This is a genomic window from Commensalibacter melissae (genome assembly GCF_009734185.1).
Lineage (GTDB): Bacteria > Pseudomonadota > Alphaproteobacteria > Acetobacterales > Acetobacteraceae > Commensalibacter > Commensalibacter melissae.
In genome coordinates this window covers 302,501-323,951 of sequence record NZ_CP046393.1, presented here as the reverse complement: position 1 = coordinate 323,951, position 21,451 = coordinate 302,501, and the positions used below count along the sequence as shown (strand labels likewise).

At 37.8% G+C, this 21,451-nt stretch carries 22 protein-coding genes, 2 tRNA genes and 2 rRNA genes (1 of these 26 only partly in view); 16 read left to right on the top strand and 10 right to left on the bottom strand.

Translation table 11 applies throughout. The annotated features are described in order from the left end of the window. Window positions 1-117 precede the first annotated feature (117 nt). On the top strand, window positions 118-885 hold the full coding sequence (gene xth / locus GN303_RS01455) for an exodeoxyribonuclease III (RefSeq protein WP_110439356.1): 768 nt from the start codon (window positions 118-120) through the stop codon (window positions 883-885). An 18-nt stretch (window positions 886-903) separates the two neighbouring features. Here the strand turns inward: xth and GN303_RS01450 are convergent, their stop codons facing one another. Beyond that, a complete protein-coding gene (locus tag GN303_RS01450; RefSeq protein WP_110439355.1) occupies window positions 904-2,046 on the bottom strand; it encodes a glycosyltransferase family 32 protein in 1,143 nt (380 codons plus the stop codon). A 76-nt stretch (window positions 2,047-2,122) separates the two neighbouring features. Beyond that, window positions 2,123-3,232: a glycosyltransferase family 32 protein gene (locus GN303_RS01445; RefSeq protein WP_110439354.1), complete on the bottom strand. Its 1,110-nt coding sequence runs from the start codon at window positions 3,230-3,232 to the stop codon at window positions 2,123-2,125. Window positions 3,233-3,416: 184 nt separating this feature from the next. Here GN303_RS01445 and GN303_RS01440 point away from each other — a divergent pair, with 184 nt between their 5' ends. The 14 genes from GN303_RS01440 (at window position 3,417) to GN303_RS01380 (ending at window position 14,674) form a co-directional block, all read left to right on the top strand. Beyond that, the gene (locus tag GN303_RS01440; RefSeq protein ID WP_110439353.1) at window positions 3,417-4,325 is read left to right on the top strand and encodes a hypothetical protein; all 909 of its coding nucleotides are present in this window, start codon (window positions 3,417-3,419) and stop codon (window positions 4,323-4,325) included. A 92-nt stretch (window positions 4,326-4,417) separates the two neighbouring features. Then, window positions 4,418-4,981 (top strand): hypothetical protein, encoded by a 564-nt coding sequence (locus tag GN303_RS01435; RefSeq protein ID WP_110439352.1) that lies wholly within the window; start codon window positions 4,418-4,420, stop codon window positions 4,979-4,981. A 161-nt stretch (window positions 4,982-5,142) separates the two neighbouring features. Next, window positions 5,143-6,153 carry a glucokinase gene (glk, locus tag GN303_RS01430; protein WP_110439351.1) on the top strand — a complete coding sequence of 337 codons (1,011 nt, stop codon included), beginning with the start codon at window positions 5,143-5,145 and terminating at the stop codon, window positions 6,151-6,153. A gap of 42 nt (window positions 6,154-6,195) precedes the next feature. Beyond that, window positions 6,196-6,336: a hypothetical protein gene (locus GN303_RS08800; protein ID WP_197037461.1), complete on the top strand. Its 141-nt coding sequence runs from the start codon at window positions 6,196-6,198 to the stop codon at window positions 6,334-6,336. Between the two features lie 96 nt (window positions 6,337-6,432). Beyond that, window positions 6,433-6,987, top strand: a complete 555-nt coding sequence (gene dcd / locus GN303_RS01425) for a dCTP deaminase (protein WP_110439350.1) — start codon at window positions 6,433-6,435, stop codon at window positions 6,985-6,987. Window positions 6,988-7,001: 14 nt separating this feature from the next. Further along, window positions 7,002-8,267 carry a UDP-N-acetylglucosamine 1-carboxyvinyltransferase gene (gene murA / locus GN303_RS01420; RefSeq protein ID WP_110439349.1) on the top strand — a complete coding sequence of 422 codons (1,266 nt, stop codon included), beginning with the start codon at window positions 7,002-7,004 and terminating at the stop codon, window positions 8,265-8,267. Between the two features lie 115 nt (window positions 8,268-8,382). After that, entirely contained in the window at window positions 8,383-9,081 is a 699-nt protein-coding gene (gene hisG / locus GN303_RS01415; RefSeq protein WP_110439348.1) for an ATP phosphoribosyltransferase, read from the top strand. Beyond that, window positions 9,078-10,376: a histidinol dehydrogenase gene (gene hisD, locus GN303_RS01410; protein ID WP_110439347.1), complete on the top strand. Its 1,299-nt coding sequence runs from the start codon at window positions 9,078-9,080 to the stop codon at window positions 10,374-10,376. Before hisG ends, hisD begins: the two co-directional genes overlap by 4 nt. Window positions 10,377-10,455: 79 nt before the next feature. Next, window positions 10,456-10,674 carry a translation initiation factor IF-1 gene (gene infA, locus GN303_RS01405; protein ID WP_110439346.1) on the top strand — a complete coding sequence of 73 codons (219 nt, stop codon included), beginning with the start codon at window positions 10,456-10,458 and terminating at the stop codon, window positions 10,672-10,674. Window positions 10,675-10,676: 2 nt separating this feature from the next. Then, on the top strand, window positions 10,677-11,288 hold the full coding sequence (locus GN303_RS01400; protein ID WP_110439345.1) for a Maf family protein: 612 nt from the start codon (window positions 10,677-10,679) through the stop codon (window positions 11,286-11,288). Further along, complete coding sequence (locus GN303_RS01395) at window positions 11,288-12,406, top strand: ribonuclease E/G (protein ID WP_110439344.1); 1,119 nt, start codon at window positions 11,288-11,290, stop codon at window positions 12,404-12,406. The genes GN303_RS01400 and GN303_RS01395 overlap by 1 nt, the downstream gene beginning before the upstream one ends. Beyond that, a complete protein-coding gene (locus GN303_RS01390; RefSeq protein ID WP_110439343.1) occupies window positions 12,399-12,611 on the top strand; it encodes a DNA gyrase inhibitor YacG in 213 nt (70 codons plus the stop codon). Before GN303_RS01395 ends, GN303_RS01390 begins: the two co-directional genes overlap by 8 nt. Window positions 12,612-12,662: 51 nt before the next feature. After that, window positions 12,663-12,738: transfer RNA gene (locus GN303_RS01385), tRNA-Phe, on the top strand. Window positions 12,739-12,907: 169 nt separating this feature from the next. After that, window positions 12,908-14,674, top strand: a complete 1,767-nt coding sequence (locus tag GN303_RS01380; protein ID WP_110439342.1) for a DUF4209 domain-containing protein — start codon at window positions 12,908-12,910, stop codon at window positions 14,672-14,674. Window positions 14,675-14,681: 7 nt separating this feature from the next. Here the strand turns inward: GN303_RS01380 and GN303_RS01375 are convergent, their stop codons facing one another. From GN303_RS01375 to GN303_RS01365, 3 genes are read right to left on the bottom strand one after another with little or no spacing between them, the layout of a single operon-like run. Beyond that, the gene (locus tag GN303_RS01375; protein WP_110439341.1) at window positions 14,682-15,569 is read right to left on the bottom strand and encodes a hypothetical protein; all 888 of its coding nucleotides are present in this window, start codon (window positions 15,567-15,569) and stop codon (window positions 14,682-14,684) included. A gap of 42 nt (window positions 15,570-15,611) precedes the next feature. Further along, entirely contained in the window at window positions 15,612-16,217 is a 606-nt protein-coding gene (locus GN303_RS01370; RefSeq protein ID WP_110439340.1) for a phosphatase PAP2 family protein, read from the bottom strand. A gap of 3 nt (window positions 16,218-16,220) precedes the next feature. Beyond that, entirely contained in the window at window positions 16,221-16,949 is a 729-nt protein-coding gene (locus GN303_RS01365; protein WP_196424200.1) for a nucleoside/nucleotide kinase family protein, read from the bottom strand. Between the two features lie 259 nt (window positions 16,950-17,208). Here GN303_RS01365 and GN303_RS01360 point away from each other — a divergent pair, with 259 nt between their 5' ends. Next, the gene (locus tag GN303_RS01360) at window positions 17,209-17,904 is read left to right on the top strand and encodes a nucleoside/nucleotide kinase family protein (protein ID WP_110439339.1); all 696 of its coding nucleotides are present in this window, start codon (window positions 17,209-17,211) and stop codon (window positions 17,902-17,904) included. Between the two features lie 4 nt (window positions 17,905-17,908). Here the strand turns inward: GN303_RS01360 and GN303_RS01355 are convergent, their stop codons facing one another. The 5 genes from GN303_RS01355 to GN303_RS01335 form a co-directional block, all read right to left on the bottom strand. Then, a complete protein-coding gene (locus tag GN303_RS01355; protein ID WP_110439338.1) occupies window positions 17,909-18,373 on the bottom strand; it encodes a hypothetical protein in 465 nt (154 codons plus the stop codon). Between the two features lie 188 nt (window positions 18,374-18,561). Then, a complete protein-coding gene (locus GN303_RS01350; protein ID WP_110439337.1) occupies window positions 18,562-19,971 on the bottom strand; it encodes a carbohydrate porin in 1,410 nt (469 codons plus the stop codon). A gap of 173 nt (window positions 19,972-20,144) precedes the next feature. Beyond that, window positions 20,145-20,221, bottom strand: a tRNA-Met gene (locus GN303_RS01345). Between the two features lie 185 nt (window positions 20,222-20,406). After that, window positions 20,407-20,522: ribosomal RNA gene (rrf, locus tag GN303_RS01340) — 5S ribosomal RNA — on the bottom strand. A gap of 120 nt (window positions 20,523-20,642) precedes the next feature. After that, a 23S ribosomal RNA gene (locus GN303_RS01335) occupies window positions 20,643-21,451 on the bottom strand (it continues 1,931 nt past the right edge of the window).

Genomic DNA, 21,451 nt, shown 5'->3' with positions numbered 1-21,451 from the left:
CAAAAAATCAAAGCTTAGAGACGAAAAGGATCATCTGTCCACCCTTGCCATCAAGATATAATGAGATTAATTTGACTGGAATTCAATTTGTATCTTTTCATACCAAGGATTATCCTGATGAAGATTGCTAGCTGGAATGTTAACTCTATTCGCCAAAGACTTTCCCATGTTCAAAAATGGCTTCAAAAAGAACAACCTGACTGGCTCTTTTTACAGGAAATCAAATGCCAGAACGCACAGTTTCCATCGGAAAGTTTTAAAGCCTTAGGCTATCATGTTATCGTACATGGACAAAAAGCCTATAACGGGGTTGCCACCTTAAGCCGCCATCCCTATAAATTGCTTCATACGGATTTACCTGATCTACAGAATACAAAAGACCATGCTCGATATCTCGAGATTGAGAGTCGAGACATTCATCTCTGCAATCTATATTTGCCAAATGGTAATTCCGGCGGCGAAGAGGGATTTCAATTCAAAATGGATTTTATCAATGCATTAATCAAACATGCCCAATCCTTATTGAACGACAAACAAAACTGTATTTTTGCAGGTGATTTCAACATTTGCCCCACCGACAGTGATTTAACCACCAATATACTTTCTTCCGATGACGCATTGATCCGTCCGGAAAGCCGAAAAGGTTTTTATACGCTTTTATGGTTGGGTTTGTCGGATGCATTTCGCATTCTCCATCCTGATACAATCGAATATAGTTTTTGGGATTACACCAAAGCTGCATGGCAACGAAATGCAGGTCTTCGAATTGACCATGTTCTATTGTCAGCAAAAATAACTGAACAATTAAAAAATTGCTGGATTGATAAAGAGGAACGAGCCAAAACCCAACCTTCTGACCACGCCCCCATTGTCATTGAATTTTAATAAACAATCAACTATTCTTCAAACAGCCATCCAGCTTGTAGTTGTTCCTTTATAAGGTGTATCAAACTCCCTTATAACCTCGGCAAATTTTTGATGATCCAATAATATACAGGATGGATATTTTGCCTCTCCACGCAAAGCACGATAAAAATGACGGTTCAGTGCACGCGCGAACACTCCTGGGCCTGTCTTGTAGGCAATGAATAAACCCTGATGCAAATAACTATTCCGGTAAAGACTCAACATACATTCTTCTAGAATAGGACTTTTCGCAACAGAACCAAAAAAGTCATTATGAACTACATTATTATGCGTTAGAAAGAATACATGATCATAAATAGCAGGAGTTATTGAGTAAAATTTTTCAACAGATTGAATCTGAATATCAGCATCCAGCCACCAGCCACCATAATAGTTAATAACGTGAACTCTTAAAAAATCCGCCGCTTCAGCTGGATGACGAGCAGAAAGAAAGATTTGCCGTGCTTCAACACCGTAATTTTGATATAACCACTCTGTTGCTTCCACCTTATCAAAAATTTTTAGGTTAAAATGACCAAGTTCTTTTAGAAATTTAAAATTATTACTTATTTCCTCCGGAGGATTCTGATCCCAATATAAAAATAAATTATTGGGAATAACACTAAAATCGGCCCTACCCACTTCTCTATTTTTAATTCCTATCGATGATACAGGATTAAAGATATTCATCATAATTGTAAGATAGATTGTATCGGCTTCCTCACCGGTATGAAATTCCTCATAACAATTTTGCATAATTCGAATGGCATTAAAAGCATCATTGTTTTCTCTATATTGTTTCCATCCAACCACAAAATTATATAAAGGAATACATAGATTTTTTAACTGTTCAAGTTCTTCCTGCTTTAAAGGCAGACTTGCTTTCAGTAAAGCAACCTGACGGGCCATAAGTAAAACATGAGCCAATGGATATTGGGTTGGACTTTTGGAGTGGGTATCAAACGCTATTTTATAGAAAAAAGCTGCCTCGGAATAAAAATGATTTGTCGAGAGAATGTTTGCAATATCAAACAAGGGATTTAAATCTTTTGCCCCATGATGTTTGAAAACATCCAAAGCTTGGGGACAAACAGATAAAATCTCCTCATAACCAACATCCAAATTCATATTATCAGTCATAATTTTAACTTTACCTTAATTATATATTCAATTCTAAAATTGCTTAATATTTCAAATTTGAGACCACTATTAACTATCAAACTGAACTCCAGGTCCCTTTTTGTTTGTATTCAACTGGATATTGTTCAGTTAATTTGGAAAAAAATGAAGAATCCATAATTTTCAAAGAAGGATATTTCAATTTTCTTTCTTTTATACAACGCGAATAAATTCTATTTAATGCTCTCATAAAAACACCCGGACCTGTTTTATAAGAAATAAATAGGCCATCATATTTATAACAATTGTGATAGATAGACAACAAACAATCTTCTAAAAAAACGTTATGCGGTTGGGCTCCAAAAAGATCATTATGAACAAAATTTCCCTCAGTCAGAAAAAAAACTGCATCATAATTTGCCGGAATCATTTCAATAAACTGATTTTCAGAAACAATTTTCAAATCCGCATCTACCCAAAACCCACCCAATAGATTAATAACATGAACGCGCAAAATATCCGCAGCCTCTGCAGGATGTCTGGATTTTAGAAAAAGTTCCCTGGCATCACGTCCGTAATAGCCATATAACCATTCACAAGCCCTATCCCTGTCAAAAACCTCTACTTTAAAATGCTGAAAATTCTGATGATACTGAATGTTTTCCTTAACATCCTCCGGTAAATTCTGATCCCAGTAAAAAAAAATAGATTGAGGAATCTTATTCTTAACCATTCTCTCAGGGAAAATATCAGATTTCAATGCATCATGAATTAAACCAACGTTAATAGCATCAATTTCTTCACCTGTATGAAATTGTTCAAAAGTATGATCAATTTTCTTTATCGCCTGTAAAGCATCAATTTTTCCGCATCTATATTCTTCAACACCCCTAATATAATTCATCAAGGATGGGGAAAGCTCGTGCAACCTTTGGCAATCTTTTTCATCCAGAGCTATACCGGCCTTTACCAAACACAACAGTTTAACCTGCAATAATATAGCTTCGCGTGGATGTGCTTCGGCTTCTAATTTACGATAATTAATTGCCTCTTGATAAAAAGCTGCTGCCTCTTCTAAAAAACCGTATAAATGTAAGTGATTAGCGATATTAAATGCCGTCATGACATCATTACAGCCATGCTGATTATATAAATTTTCAGTCACTGGGGAACGTGCCGCCAGATCTTTTAAACTTTTTGCTTTCACTTTAACAATACCATCCTTACAGAATACAATTTAGAAAAAAAACGAATTATATCTTACTGTTCCTTACTTGTAATAAAATAATGGAAGTTATAAAACATTATTTAATAAAAATATTCTTTGCTTTGCTTTACCACTTTCATATTATAATGCAATTAATTCTTTTTCGAGGCAATCAGGTATTCCAATGCGTAAATTATTTTACCTTTTAACTTTTTTTCCACTCTCAACATTTGCCAATATTTCAACGGCCTCATCCTCCCCTGATCCTAAAACTTATCCTTCCACAATAAAAAATGAGGAAATTCATTCCATCATTAAAGAAAAAGATTTTCATGACTGGAATGTGATTGTCGGTAAAAATCATGCCTCCCTTAACTGGAACAGAAATTCAACTTCCAATTTAAATTTATATATTACACCTTTCGAACACAGAATAACCCTTGATGTAACAGCCAAAAAAAATACTTATCGGGAATTCAAGCTTTCTTATATAACCTGGAACATCAGGGAAGTTTCCGTGACCCTAAACAAGACAAGGGATCATAATGGCTGGGTAACCTATTCTACCGCTATCTACACAGATAACATCACAAAATTCATTAATGCTTTGCAACACAGTTCACCAATGATTTTGAATCTTTCGATTTCAACCTCAATTCCAATTGACATGAATGGTGAACGATCTGCATTGAATTCTTTCATGAATGTAATCAAGGAAAAGAATCTGAAAGCCCCCCCTCCCCTAGTCACAAGAAAAACAAATCCTGAACCTGTTACCCCTCCTGACGGGATGTCTCCAGATTTAATACCTCTTTTTCAACAGGCTGATTATTATGTCAAAAAATGTATTGATCATGCCTCAGAACCATTAAATAGTCCAACCAGAAAATCAGTGTGTACAACACGTAACGATTATTTAAAAAAGATGAAAGATAAAGGCTGGTGCTGGGGAAGCGGTGACCCTGACCAACATGATAAAAATAAAAATTGGCGACTATGCATCATGAGTCCTAAAGGAAGCGTTCCCAAGTTGAAAGAAAAGGTCCAAGAGGATTTGCAAAAGGCTCAATCCATGATGAAAGATCAAATTTAATTTATGTAAACCAGAACAAATCATAGTTTTTGCTTTAAACTTCGGTTTTAAACCTTTACTCTAGAATTAATTTATGAAGGGTAACGTATTCCATGATTTCTTTATCAAAAACATGTCAATTATTTGTTCTGGGTGTGAGTTTATTTACAACATCCTATTCTGTGACAACATATTCTAAAACTCTGAAAACACAAAAAATAACCCAGCAAACCAGCGAAAACATAAAATTTGGGGAATGGTTATATTATCCCCAATCTAATCCACCGACACTTGCCTGGTGGAATGAGAGAATGTCCCGAGCTGCACCAATCTTATATATTTCCTTTTCAGCTGAAAAAATCACACTCAATGCCGTAACGCCACTTTGGCCAAATACGGGAATTATTTTCTACCTAAATGATAAAACAGAAAAACAGGGCATCAATCTCATTCTTCAGAAAAGAGATCAGGAAAACTGCTATTATTCCGCGACAATAGATTTGGAAAACCGACAAAAATTTGTGAATAATCTTGTTACTGTACGTAAGGCTCGTCTGATCACACCCATTTCATCGCAATCTCTATCCCTGAAACAAGTCAATCAAGCTATGCAGCTTATAATAACAACACATCCAGAGATTAACTTAACCTTACCGAGCACAACCGCTTCGCAATAGTCTAAAGAGATTGTTTTTAATCTTTACCCAAAAAATGCCTTAACGAATTTAACAAAAAGTTGAAAAAAATATTAAAAATCCTTAAATTAAATTCAAATTTATGTGAACAAAAATATTGTTAATATTATTTGTTTTAATCCTCTTAAATGGAGATTTTTATTATGTCCAACTCCAAGAATAACTCCACTCCTGTTGATGCTCCCATTGAAATTGTCGTTGCAGATATCGGAGGGACAAATGCACGTTTTGCAATTGCCAAGATACAAAATGGACAGGTCGTTACCATTGACAACGAAACCATTTTAAAAACAGCAGATTATGCAACTTTGCAACTTGCATGGGATGCCTTTGGACAAAAGGTTGGCCGTCCTTTGCCTAAACAAGCCTCCATGGCAATTGCCTGTCCGATTCGAGGTGATATTCTCAAATTTTCAAACAGTCCATGGATCATTCGGCCCGCCCTTATTCCCCAACAGCTAAATCTAGAAAAGCTTGTTCTGATAAATGATTTTGAAGCAATCGGACATGCGATCTCCAACTGTCAAGAGGACCATCTTAAACATGTTTGTGGACCAAGAAGAAAAGAAAGTCCTCAAGGAATAACCACAGTTGTCGGTCCTGGAACAGGACTGGGAGTTGCTTCTCTTGCATTCGATACAGACAAATATACCGTTATTCCAAGTGAAGGCGGACATTCCTCTTATGCCCCTTGTGACAATATCGAAATCAGTATTTTAAGATACCTGAAACAACATTATCGCAGGGTTTCCGCAGAACGGATCATTTCTGGTCCCGGATTGGGTAATATCTATGATGCGCTTGGCGCAAATGCCGGACTGCCTGTTACCCATCACAGCGATAGCAATCTATGGGAGGCCGCATTAAAGGGTACCGACCATCTTGCCACGGCTGCACTGGAACGGTTTTGTCTGAATTTGGGAACTTTCTGCTCCGACATGGCTCTGGTACAATTGGCCAACCGTGTTGTAATTAGTGGTGGCATCGGTCTTCTTATAGCCGATTATCTTCCCCATTCGGGTTTTGCAGAACGGTTTGTTGATAAGGGTCGCTTTGAAAGAATGCTGGCTGATATCCCTGTTGAAATTCTTACCTATCCACAACCAGGGCTTTTAGGAGCGGCTGCGGCTTTTGCAGTCCAACATTTAAAATAAGCTTTGTTGATTCTTTCAAAAAATTAGGTAAATTGATTCATTATGAATAATGAGCCAAAAAAAATAATTTTGAAAGATTCTATAACTCAACGTCGCGACAAGGAAGCCGCGGCGTTACGCGAGAATCTAAAACGCAGAAAACAGCAACAGCGTGAAAGAAAAGAGCGAGAACCACTGACGTAAAATAATTTTTGTAAAGGTTTGTTTACAAAATACTTGTTTATCATTTCAAATTTATTTAATTAAAACGCAAAGATATTAAGGGTAGGGAGTAGCTTTATGCCAATTATGCCTGATCGCTGGATTAAAGAGATGGCTAAAGAAAAAGGAATGATTGAACCTTTCGCTGATAAACAGCATCGTCAGGGAATAATTTCTTATGGTGTATCATCTTACGGATATGACGCCCGCGTTGCAGATGAGTTCAAAATCTTTACAGATGTCGACAATGCCATTGTAGATCCTAAAAATTTTACGCCAAGCAGCTTTGTAACCCGTAAAACAGATGTATGCGTGATTCCGCCCAACAGCTTTGCTCTGGCCAGAACCGTGGAATATTTTCGTATTCCAAAAGATATCTTGGTCATCTGTCTGGGAAAATCAACATATGCACGCTGTGGCATAATTGTAAATGTCACTCCCCTGGAACCTGAATGGGAGGGGCAGGTTACGATTGAAATCAGTAATACCACTCCCCTTCCTGCCAAAATTTACGCGAATGAAGGAATCTGCCAGCTTCTTTTTCTCAAGGGCAGTGAACCTTGTGAAGTCAGTTATGCCGATAAAAATGGCAAATACATGAAACAGATGGGTGTCGCTACCCCTCGCTTATAAATGAAAAAAAAAGAATGGATCGCTTTTTAATCCGTGGGGGCAGACCCTTATATGGTGATATCGTCATTGGGGGGGCAAAAAACGCAGCTTTGCCAATCATGGCATGTGCCTTGCTTACCCCTGAACCTTTATCACTAAGAAATGTTCCAAGTATTGTTGATATACGTACCATGTGCGCACTTCTGCAACAACATGGTCTTACTATCACTTATAATGACAAGGATCCACATCATATCACTTTTCAAGGGGATATTGCAAACACCGAAGCTCCCTACAATATCGTTTCGAAAATGCGGGCTTCTATCCTTGTTCTAGGGCCCATCCTAGCTCGTTGTGGTAAGGCCAAGGTCTCCCTGCCGGGAGGATGTGCAATCGGAACCCGTCCTGTTAATCTTCATCTGGATGCACTCAAAGCCTTGGGCGCTGAAATCGAAATTAATCAGGGATATGTTATTGCAACTGCACCCAAGGGATTACGTGGTGGTCGCTTTGTATTTCCATTTGTTTCTGTTGGCGCTACAGAAAATACAATCATGGCTGCCTGCCTTGCCAAAGGCAGAACGGAACTGCTGAATGCAGCCCGTGAACCTGAAATCTGCGATCTTATCGACTGCTTGATCGCGATGGGTGCAAAAATAGAGGGTAAAGGAACAAGTCATCTGATCATTGATGGCGTGGATCATTTACATGGCGCGGAACATTCCATCCTGTTTGATCGAATTGAATGCGGTACCTATGCCTGTGCAGCCGGTATTACAGGTGGAGAACTGCGCCTGATCGGAGCCGACATTCATGCCATGGGATCTGTTATTCATGCGTTGGAAGAGGCTGGGGTAGAAGTGTTTCCGGAAAAAAACGCCATTCTTGTCCGGCGCACGGGTGATTTAAGAGGCATTGATATCATGACAGAACCCTATCCAGGTTTTCCGACGGATATGCAGGCCCAATTCATGGCCCTTCTCTCAATTTCTGAAGGAGCGAGCATGATTACGGAAACAATTTTTGAAAACCGTTTCATGCATGTCCCAGAACTGAACCGTATGGGTGCAAGAATCAATGTTCATGGTTCTTCAGCAATTATTCGTGGTGTTCATTCCCTATCCGGCGCGCCTGTTATGGCAACGGATCTACGGGCTTCGTTTTCGTTAATTCTAGCCGGTCTAGCCGCAGCCGGAGAAACAAGCCTGAACAGGATTTATCATCTAGACCGCGGTTATGAAGCAGTTGATCAAAAACTGTCTGCCTGCGGTGCTCAAATTGAAAGAATCAAGACTAAATAATATTTTCATTCCTCATAGAAGAGAACTTGTTTTATACCAATGATCTGATTATAGTTAAACCTTAAATTATTTAACAATTTTATTATAATCAGTTCCACTTTTGCTTACACTTTAAATGTCTGTACCTGGCGTGAAATCAAACCCTCTTATTTTAGCCCTTCCTAAAGGAAGGATACTAAAGGATTGTCTCCCTCTTCTTGAAACAGCCAATATTATACCAGAACCCGCTTTCTTTGATAAAGACAGCCGCCTTCTTCGCTTTAAGACAAATGACCCTGGGCTTGACATTATCCGCGTCCGTTCTTTCGATGTCGCAACATTTGTAGCTTTTGGCACGGCTTCTCTGGGTGTTTGTGGTTCCGATGTCCTGATGGAATTTGATTATTCGGATATTTATGCACCTCTTGATCTCAATATAGGACGCTGTCGTTTATCTATCGCGCAATTAGCGGATACAAAAAATAAAAATCTGGAAGACCCTGCGCGTTGGTCACAGATAAGTGTTGCAACCAAATATCCGAATATCACCCAACGTTATTTTGCCAGTAAAGGCGTGCAAGCAGATATCATTAATTTGCATGGTGCCATGGAACTTGCGCCTGTCTTGAAATTATCCAGCTTGATTGTGGATCTTGTCGATACAGGATCAACCCTAAGGGCCAATGGTCTACAGGAAATTAAAACGATTACACAAATCTCCAGCCGTCTCATCATCAATCGCACCGCCTTAAAAACACAATCTGCCCACGTTAATGCATTAATTGAACGGTTTCGCCAACTTGTCACCCTTCCAAACAATGAAGATATATCATGAAAATCATATCAACAAATCAACCCGATTTTAAAACATTTTTCTGTAATCTTCTTGCCGCGCGAACAGCAGACACTTCACAAGCAACAAAACCCGTAACAGAGATTCTACAGGCTGTAAAAAATGATGGCGATGATGCACTTTGTGAATATACCAAACGCTTTGACCGTTTGTTACTGTCTCCTACGGAATTACGGATCACAGAACAGGAAATAAAGCAAGCCTGCAAGAAAATTGATCCGGAATTGCTTGATGCACTTGATCTAGCCGCCCAACGAATTCAAAAATTCCATGAAAAACAATTACCTCCCGATCTTGATTACCGGGATGATTGTGGATTTAATCTTGGGTATCGCTGGAATGCCATGGATTCCGCCGGATTATATGTTCCAGGAGGTACCGCTGCCTATCCTTCATCCGTTTTAATGAATGCTATCCCGGCCAAGGTTGCTGGAGTCAAACGGTTGGCAATGTGTGTCCCGACCCCGGATGGCCATTTAAACCCTCTCGTCTTGGCTGCGGCTTATAGGGCAGGTGTTACCGAAATTTACCGTGTTGGTGGAGCACAAGCCATTGCCGCCCTGACCTTCGGGACACAAACCATTGAATCCGTTGACTATATTGTTGGTCCTGGCAATGCCTATGTCGCCGAAGCAAAAAGACAGGTTTTCGGTTTGGTCGGAATTGATAGCGTCGCAGGCCCCTCCGAGGTTGTGGTTGTTGCTGACCGGCATAATAATCCAACGCATATCGCCCTGGATCTTTTGGCACAAGCGGAACATGATACCATGGCACAATCAATCTTTATTACTGATAATGAGGAATTTGCCCATCAAGTTTCGCTAGCTGTTAATGAACAATTGAAAAGTCTTTCACGAAAAGAAATAGCGGAAACAAGCTGGAAAAATCATGGTGCTATTCTTGTTGTAAAATTCTGGGAAGAAGCCATTCCTCTTATCAACCGGATTGCCCCTGAACATCTGGAGCTCATGCTTGAAAATCCAGATGACCTATTCAGCAAAATCAAACATGCCGGCACAATATTCATTGGAAAATGGTGTCCTGAGGCAATTGGAGATTATGTTGGCGGTCCCAATCATGTTTTGCCAACCAGTCGTACTGCACGTTTTTCATCCGGATTATCGGTTTTTAATTTTCTTAAACGAACGACTTTCCTTAAAAGCGATGAAAAGGGTATTGAAAAAGTGGGACCTGCTGCAGTGGCGATAGCAAAAACTGAGGGTTTAACCGCACATGCTTTAAGTATTTCCTCCCGTTTGGACAGTTTACATAAATAAAACTGGACATTTTTCAATATTCATCGTTATGGTAAGAACAAAATTAATTGTTTTAACTTGAAGGATATATATACTAAAAATGTCTAAAGAAGATATGATCGAATTCAACGGAACTGTTACTGAACTTTTGCCGAACGCAATGTTTCGTGTAAAATTGGATAATGAACATGTTATTTTGGCCCACACCAGCGGTAAAATGCGCAAGAACCGTATTCGTGTTTTGGCGGGTGATCGCGTAAGCGTTGAAATGACCCCTTATGATTTAACCAAAGGTCGCATCACGTTCCGCTTTAAATAATAATGCATCATTCCTCTTTCTTGCTGGAAAATTCTGATTTTCCAATTACACTGGCCTCCGCATCACCAAGACGTTTACAACTGCTTGAACAAATCGGCATTAATCCTGAAAAAATCGTTCATCCTCGAATTAATGAAACGCCCCAAAAAAAAGAATTGCCCAGACAATATGTTCAGCGCCTTGCACAGGAAAAACTATCGGCTGGCAGGGAACTCTCTCTTGAATCACCCATGATTTTAGCCGCTGATACGGTTGCGGCAGCAGGACGACGTATTTTAAATAAAACGAAAGATGTAAAAATCGCGGAAAAACAATTACGTTTACTGTCTGGTCGAAGACATAGAGTTTATACAGCTGTTATATTGTATAATGCAAAGACACAACGGATCTCCTCACGTCTTGTCTGTACTATCGTGCATTTTTCACGATTGACTGATAAACAACTCTTTTCTTATTTAGAAACCGATGAATGGAAAGACAAGGCTGGATCCTATGCCATTCAGGGTTATGCCGCCAGTTTTATCAAATCCATAAATGGGAGCTACAGTAATGTTGTCGGTCTTCCATTATTTGAGACGGCCCAGCTTATACGCGGTCAAGGATTAATCCCCTGATGCCTCAAATCTGGGTTATTTCAGCGCCTGGTCTAATACATATTGCCGTTACCCATCATGACACTCTCTTAGATTATGCCTTATGGTATCCTGGATTTCCTGATGGTTTCGGGGACATTTACTATGGTCGGGTTACCGCCCATTTACCTGCATTAGGTGGAGCCTTTATTCTTCTGGGTAAAAACATATCCGGTTTTTTGCCTGATAATGCAGGTGCCAAAAATCTGCACAATGGCGATAAAATAATTGTCAAAGTCTCACGAAGTGCCCAGAATGGAAAAAATGTACGTTTGGATACCAAAAACCTATCTATCAATATCCAGAAAAGCACTGAAACACATCTGATCCAACAAGGACCGTCTCCTTTAGAAGATCTTTCAAGATTTTGGGAAAATTTACCAATCATAATTGATGATCCGCACCTTATTCATATCATACCGAGTTCGTTGCATAATCGCGTTCAAATTGCGCAGACCTCCTGTCCAAGCATTATATCGGAACAGATTGAGACATTAATGGAATCATCCGTTAAATTACCAAAAGGAATTCAAGCATCAATTACCCCGACCCCGGCTCTCGTCGCTATTGATATGGATAGTGTAAGCCATAGCCAAGAAAATCAAACAAAAATAAAGGCGCAATTTGACGCAAACCGAATCGCTTTGCCACCATTATTGCATCAAATAAAATTGCGTAATCTATCAGGTGCAATTTTTATTGATCTAATAGGTCTGCCAATCAAAAAAAGACGTTTATTACAACAGGACATCAATGACGCATTGGCCAATGATCCATTATCCCCCCGATTATTGGGATTTACGCACCTGGGATTGGCCGAAATCGTTCGAATGAGAAAACGCCCACCCCTTCATGAACTGTTAACCTCGGATCACGGAAAAGCTGTTAAGATCCTTGCGAAGGTCATGCTGGAATTCAATTCAGTCAATCACCATTACCGTTATCATCTTTTAAAATTGAAACTTCACCCCCATTTATATCAGGCATTACTAAAGGATGAATATGCCATTAAAGATTTTGAACGACGATGTTCTATATCGCTACAACTAAAAGCGGATTTAACATTTAAACCTCAAGAATGGGATTTTTCTTATGAATAAACCTGCGTTACATTGTCCTATCTGTAAAAAACCGGCCCAAGAAAAATTCCAACCATTTTGTTCTAAACGATGCGCCGATATTGATCTAGGTCGTTGGTTTTACGAGGATTATCGCATTGCATCCCCTCCACAAAATGAAGAGGAAGAAAAAGAATTGCTAAATTCCATAAAAGAAAGACTTGATCCTGATCCCAATGTAGGGTAAATGCTTTGTATACATTGATTCGCGTCAAATACCGAAAGCGAATATCAAGATGCCCAAGTAGCTCAGTCGGTAGAGCAAGCGACTGAAAATCGCTGTGTCGGTGGTTCGATTCCGCCCTTGGGCACCATAAAAATTAATTATAATAAATATATTATTTAGTAGTTTGCAGTGATTTGCCACAAAACACTGATCTCTTTTCAATTTTAATTTAATTTCATTAAATTTCGTTGCGTTTATTATATTTTATTCGAAACGAATTTAACCTTAATTTAAAATCATGAAAGAAATTTAAAACAATGAAAAGTTCGCCAAAACTAACGCGAGAGGCATTTCTTGAATGTAATTGGAAATATGAACCAGAACAAAATCCTGTTTCTTACGTTGAACTTAACTCCAGTTTAAAAAAAATTGCAGAAGAAAAGCTAGATATTAAACAGCAAGAACAATATGAAATTTTTGAATTGTTAGCGGAAATTTCTTTAATGTATTTAGATGCTGATAATAAAGATAAACCTTTTAGGGCTTTTTATACAAATATACTAGGACGTACTAAAGAACCTTCAGATCTTACAAAAGAAGAGCTTGAATTCTTAAGCCTTATATTAAATGACATTCCTGAACCATCGTTAAAAGCAAGAATAGCCGATATTTTATGGCTTGTTCAAGAACCAAAAAATTATAAATATGCCCAAATCGCAATTGATTCATACACTTATTACACTTTTGACAACAAAAAAAATGTAAGTTTTCTGTTCCAAGATTTGAACAAATACTACGAACGTGCGATTTATTTGTGTCAACAGATAAATGACAATAATCGATTAGATAAAATACTATCTAAATTGACAGATGTTTTTAAAAATGAAAATGACAGTGGACTAATATTAATATTAGCAGAATTAATAGATAAAACAAAAAATAAGGATGTATTAAAAAAAATTGTAATGCCTAAATTATATCAAGAGGCAATTCAACTTAAAAATGAAAATAATTTTTATTTAGCAATAATTATTTTAACATTTCTAAACAATAAATATAAACAGTTTCACGATAAAGAAAATGAAATAAAATCTCTTTTCAACATAGCCGAATATCATGAATATGATGGGGATTTTAGATATAAAAATAATAATTGTAGCGCTTATTATATTTATGAGGAAGCTTTACAAACATATAATAAAATACCTAAAAAAAATCGAAACGATTACGATGTAGATAATAAAATACACAACCTTCACGCTAAATTAAAAGAATCTAACCAAATAGTGTTAGCAAATATGCGTAAAATATATATAGGCCCCATTAATATTACAAATTCAGTGCAAGGATTTGTACAACATATTTCAAACAAAACAGATCCTATTGAAACTCTCAAATATTTTACCGGTTTAAGTATTGATTATCAAGATCTTGTTCAAAATGCTGTAAAAGAATCAGATCAATTTTTTTTCTCTAATTTATTTACAAAAGATTATAGAAGTGATGATGGACGTATAATCGCAAAAATCTCGCCTGACGATGAAGAAAATAAATTAAATGAAAAAAAACAAGAAAAATATAGATTAATTATTTATACAAACATAACATTGATAAATGAAGGGCTGAACCAACTTCATAAAGAAGATAAATTTTCAAAAGAAATTTTTGAAAATATCTGTCATAAATCTCCTATTGTTCCTAAAAATCGGGAAAAAATCATAGCAAACGCCCTGTGGTCAGGTTTTCAAAAGGATTTTATAGCTGCTATTTATCTACTTTGCCCGCAAGTCGAAAATATTATAAGAGATCAACTTAAAAAAATTAAAGTTCGTACCAGCAATTTGGATAAAAATAATATTGAAACATATAATAGCCTGAATGCTCTTTTAAAATCACCTGAAATAGAAAAAATTTTAGATGTAAATTTACTTTTTGAATTTAAAAGTTTATTTATTGATCCAATAGGCTTTAATCTTCGTAATAATACCGCTCATGGACTACTAGATGATAATGAAGCATCATCATCAGCATCCATTTACGCTTGGTGGTTCATTTTAAAATTGATTATCCATTCAATAAAGTAAAACAAGATCAATAAAAATCATTACTATCGTCTATAAAACGACCTGCAAAAGTGTTTAACCTGTTCTTAATTTCTTCAGGTATCATAAATCGATCAAAATAGTAATTTTGAATTTTATTCAATTTTTTTTCCACCAATTCATCATGATAATCGCCCATCATACCATTAATTGTCGATAAATATTGAAAAGTCTGATGATGATAATCTGATGGAAACAAAACATCAAAAGTACCATAGGTGGCTGCAATCATACTGATTGTTTTTCTCATGTTATGAAACTCATGAGCTGTTATAGTTACATGTGTTTCAAGCTCTTTCTTAATAATTTCCAGTCTTTTTCGAAAATATTTTACAAAGCTTTTCAGGTTACAGGGAAAAAAGCAATTTACTTCCCGTTTTAATAAATACAACCCTTTTTCATGCCAAATATAATCCAGAAATACCGCCCTTGGTTTTACAATGAGAGATTTCCTGTTTTTGAAGCCATCCTGTAATTTGCCTAATAAACCCGTCATCTTGCCAAGCCAGTACGGTCTACAATGGCGTTCATCAAAAGCCCTATATGCATAGCACAAATGTTTGAATTTGGCCCTTACCTTCTTGTAAACGGCTTTATTTTCCTTGGATAAATGGCAAGAGTATCTCAAGGAATGCAAAATATTCATAAATGCGGGTTCCATAACCCCTTCCACCCATAATTGACGACTAATCATAAAACCGTCAATCAGTTGATCCTGTGTATAATCAAATACAAGTTTGTCAGGTAATGAAACATTGAGGTGAATTTCATCATCCACCAAAATCATTTCATATAGCTGATCACATTGAAAACGAGAAAAATGGAAACCCTCAAATTGTATAATATTCTGTGGCTTGGTAAAAAATTTAAAATTCACGATATTTCCGCTATAAAATTAATACAGTAAAAACCTACCTGATTATAAAATATAATCTAGCAATTTTTGAACAAATACAGTATTTCTAATCCCCATCATAAAAGCAAACCACATGATCGCACATCCCCATCCTGCCAGTATATCACTTATCCAATGTGCCCCCAATGCCAAACGCGACCATCCCACTAAAAAAACCCATATCAATGATATCCAACAAACCAAACTGTAATTTCTTAAACAGTATAATATAATCAACACAAACATCAGTCCATTGACTGCATGTCCACTTGGAAAACTGGCGGTTGTCGCATGAATATGAGAAAATGGAAAAGCGGGCCTCGCTCTAACAATTATATTTTTCATTAAAAGAAAAACCAGACGCGCTGAAATCAAGATTACAAACAGCCAAACCGCGTCTCGATGCGAACGATGAATCCAGACCCATAATATGAATATTAAGCTTAAGGGAAGAACAACCGCAAATGAACCCGATTTAGATACAAGTCTATTCCAATAAATCAAGCTACTGTCATGATCAGAAAGCAAAACACCATTGAGTTTCTGATCCAGATCTGTGCAAAGGAATAAAAAAACAGCAAATAAAAGAAAAATAAAACCTATTAAAAATAGCATTTTATGATTGAACAATAATTAATTCCTTATTTTCCCTTCGCTATATGCAATTTCTACTTTCCTAATTGCCCGCATAGCTGTTTCATAAACTTCTTTATAAGGCAAAGAAGCATCAATATCAACAATTGGTGCCCCTCTGAATTTTAATTTTTGAGTGGCTTCCACTTTGATTTTTAACAAATTATAATCGTGATCCTGTTTACGTTGATATGCGGTATCAACATCAATGTTCAACCGAATTATCAAGTCCGGTTTTATGGAAGCCATGTAATCATAAAGCCTGTATTCTGTTTTAACAAGAAACTGGATAAAACGGTTTTGCGTATGTGCAGCTGACAAACCGGGTCCGTCATAAAATCCTACAACATCTGTCTGAGGATAGCGATCCGCAATAATCAAAACCCCCTGTTTTCTTAATTTCAACATTTTTATAAAATTAAGAAAACGAACACAGGAAAAAAAGAAAATAACCAAGGCCGTTAAAACACCAGGAATTTTTTTTCCCTTGGTACGAGCCGTTCCCGCTTTCTTATCGATTATACGTCCAAGTATTTTTCCCCCAAATCTGAATTGACTGATCTTTCGACCAATATTTCCTGATCCTTGGCCCAAATAACAGCACTTTGCAGGTCGCCCTTGATTTAATGCTTCAGCAAGATCAAAACTTAATGTTGATTTTCCTGATCCATCACAACCGACTAATGCAATTAATGGGCCCTGATTTTCAGTTGATCTTTTTTTATGCATATATAATCTTCTAAAATATAACAGATTTATGTATATAATTATGGATATCTTTGGAACACAAGTTTTAACTTAAAGCCTGATTTGCTTTAAGTTACTGATTCTATACTGAAAAATTCCAAGGAATTTCCAACCTAACAGACTAGGAAAGGTTGTCTTATAATACAGTTTTCATTGACTAACAAATCAAATTTGACCGTAATCTATTGAAATATAGAAAGATTACGATATCCCATTCAAATAACCAAGAGATATATAATTTATGACACAATCTTCTACGCCACCGATTATTGCTATTATTGGGTGCGACGGATCTGGCAAAACAACAGTCTGTCTGGAATTGGAACGCTGGTTGAATTCAGTTCATCCTACAAAATTATGCCACTTGGGCAGACAAACAGGAAATATAAGAAGACGTCTGATTAAACTTCCGTTTCTAGGGAAAAAACTTGATAAAAATATTACCAAGACCAATAAACAGGCTAAATCAAAAAAAGGACCGAACGCATTATTGGCATTGGGAATATTCATAATGTCTCTGCGTCGCGTTTACCGCTTTTACAGGATGCTTTCACTGCGTAAGCAAGGCTTTTACATCCTTACTGACCGATTTCCCCAAGTTGCCATTATTGGTGGACTGGATGGACCTGATCTGACAACAGAAAACCCAGCGTCGTCCATAACACGCCTGCTCACAAAGCTTGAACGATCACTTTATAACTGGATGATCAACCATACACCCGATCTGGTTATACGACTAAACGTAACCGTTGAAACAGCCCAACAGAGAAAACCTGATCATCGCCTTGAATCAATGATCAAAAAAATTGGAACATTACAACAGTTAACCTATAATGGTGCCCCCATTATTGATATTGACAATAATACACAACCCATTGAAGAAACCATTAATCAGGCTAAAAAAGCAATTGCCAAAAAATTAAATATTGCTTCATGAACGTTTAATAATTTGGTTCATATATCGGCATTGCTCTACGAAAAACGTTACGTGTTTTATTTTGAGTTGGGTCCGCTGTTTGAGGAAGCGGTGCATTAATACCAATATCATGATGACCACGTTGACGTTTACTGTTCACCCAACCTTGTTCAGCATTTAAATGGCCTTTATCACCCCTTGTATAATGATTGGGAAGTAACAAGGCGGGCTTGTTTTCCTGTTTTAAAGATTGATAATGTTCAACCCTTTGATTCTCCTGCATTTTTTGCCTGATGGTTGAAGGAATGGAATCCGCGTCTTTAATCGTTTGTTGCGGCGTGTTTTCATCTTCTTTTTTTTCAACCGTCTTTGGAGGGGGAACATGGTGATGATGGTGGTGACGTGCGAAACAAGATAAGAACGGAATCATTGAATTTACCATCAATCCCCCAATTATCCCCAAAATCAATCTATTTCCTTTTTGTTTCATTAAAGAAAAACCACCTTTTTTCAATAAATTTTTAAATTGTATTAATTATACATTATATAAAAGGGAAAATAAAAATACGCACTACAAATTATTACCTATTTATTCATTAATTTACAATATAATGAAACGATACAAGGATTTCACATCTTACTAAGTATAGATTGAACAAAAACCTCTGAATAAATTTTCTAAAAATTAATATTGGTTTTTAATCCAATAACAAAAGCATCTTTGTAGGCTTTAGTGGCAGCAACATGATGAAAATATTCGACAACTGGCATGACCATAACACCACGATAAGCAGAAATACCATAATTCAATTCAAACAAAGCAGAATTTGTCTGTGCTGCGGGTGCACCATTCAATAATGACAAAACCTTTGCATTAAAAGGGGAAGACAATTGCGTCATTTGATATTTTTGTGCATGTTTTAAACTCTTAGGCACTGTATAATAGGTAAACATGAAACCTATTTGGTCATAGGGTCTTTTCTTCCAAAATCCCTTATTAATAAAACCTACATTATAAAGATCCTTAAATGTAGAAGTTGTTGTTGAATCATGTCCATAATTCAAAATTAAATATAATCCATGATCTTTCTTGGGGTCATTACGAAAAATCATCTGATCCATCATAACCCAAAATTGACTGCGATTATCTCTTTTATTTCCTTTTACAGCCTGTGCAGACCAGGTTTGAAAACGACTGGTATCAAGACCAGCACCTATATGATAATATCCCGTTAAATTATCTTTACCAAATTCAGAGTTATAACTGTATTCAATTGGTATAAAAACACCTGTTGCAGCATTCGTACTCCAGTCAAAACCTGCGACACCCCCTTTACCGGTTCCCCATGGAGAACTTTCATAAGCACCCAATTGGAAGTAACTTTGTTTTGTTAAATGAAATAAAAATCTAATCCCCCAAACAGTTCCAGGCCAGGGTGTGAAACCTTGTTGGGACTGAATACTCCTGGGTTGACCACAAGTTGCAATTAACATAAACTGACATGCGAATGGACTTGATGCAAATTCATTTCCAACACTTAACCGTCCTGCACGAATATTAACCTGATCTTTCCATAACTGTTGTTCAATATAAATATAATTCATATGAAATAATCGGTCATATCCACCCCCATATATTTCCTGGGCCTGAATTTGTGAATCCCCAACATAATCGGAACTGGCATTGCGCCCAGCTAGATTTAAAATCATCGCATGAGTAGAAAACCCTTTAAAACCTGCAATTTTCTCCCAATCCATATCAACTGAAAAAGCAATCTGATGTGCATAATCGACACCCTTTCTACGTCCTCCCCTTACAATACCTGCTGTTTCACCTGTCCAGCTTAAAGCAAACTGCACACCATGAGGATCCAACTTTTCATTTAATTTATGAAAAAATAATTCACCATCTGAATCGTAAGGTACACTTTTACCATTTTGGTCTAATGTATCAATTTCATGATCAGAATAAGTCTGTGAAAAAACGCATTTAGAATAGTAAACACTGTAAAAAAAACTAAAATGAAACAAAAAAAGAATTTTAAACCAAGTCTGATTAATAGAATTGTAAGTTTTTTTTTGCGTCATAATCTCCTTTCATAGAATTGACATTGCAGAAAAATAATATTTCTTTTAATGAACCAGACCTGCAAATTAAAAGCAATTAACAAGCAATATATAAATATCAAATTAAATTTTAAACTGATATAACGAGTAAAATTCGTTTAAGTGATGATATAGCGATTTTGAGTGGAAGTTATTGGGAGCGGGGAGAGGATTTGAACCTCTGACCTTCAGGTTATGAGCCTGACGAGCTACCGGGCTGCTCCACCCCGCACTAGTATAACAAGGATGCCTTTTTCTGACGGTATTCAAGGCGTATGGTGATCTGCCAGGACTTATGTCAGGATGACAAGTGGTGACCAGACTTGGAGGCTACGCTCCCTCGCGGTGCATGTTTCAGCGGGAACTGAAAGTTTTTTGTCGAATATTGCAAGGGATTGCATGGGGGTATATTGGAAGACCTGGCGGCGACCGACTTTCCCATGCCTTAAGACATAGTATCATGGGCGCTGGGGTTTTTCACGGCCGAGTTCGGGATGGGATCGGGTGGTTCATACCCCGCCATTGCCACCAGGTCATCCAATATACCCTGCAGGGTTGTATTGGTATGTGATTGGTTGGTTAAGAGCGGATATTTCGGCCTGTTTCATACAGTACCGCATAACATGACCGATATGAGTGTATATGTGTTATATCAAGTAAGTGCAAGGGCTATTAGTATCGGTTAGCTGCATGCATTTCTGCACTTCCACACCCGACCTATTGACGTGATGGTCTATCACGGCCCGTAATGAGACCTGGTTTTGAGGGGGGTTTCTCGCTTAGATGCTTTCAGCGATTATCCTGTCCATACTTAGCTACCCAGCGGTGCTGCTGGCGCAACAACTGGTACACCAGAGGTATGTTCACCCCGGTCCTCTCGTACTAGGGGCAAATCCTCTCAAGTCTCGACATCCACGGCAGATAGGGACCGAACTGTCTCACGACGTTCTAAACCCAGCTCACGTACCACTTTAATCGGCGAACAGCCGAACCCTTGGGACCTGCTCCAGCCCCAGGATGTGATGAGCCGACATCGAGGTGCCAAACCTCCCCGTCGATGTGGACTCTTGGGGGAGATCAGCCTGTTATCCCTAGAGTACCTTTTATCCGTTGAGCGATGGCCCTTCCACGTGGAACCACCGGATCACTATGGCCGACTTTCGTCTCTGCTCGAGCTGTCACTCTCGCAGTCAGGCGGGCTTATGCCATTGCACTCAACAGCCGATGTCCGACCGGCTTGAGCCCACCATCGCGCGCCTCCGTTACTTTTTGGGAGGCGACCGCCCCAGTCAAACTGCCCACCATGCAGGGTCCCAATCCAGGCTAACTGGATCTGGTTAGACATCAAAAAAACTCAGGGTGGTATTTCAAGGATGGCTCCACACAGACTGGCGCCCATGCTTCAAAGCCTCCCACCTATCCTACACAGCGTTTTCCTGATGCCACTACAAAGTTGCAGTAA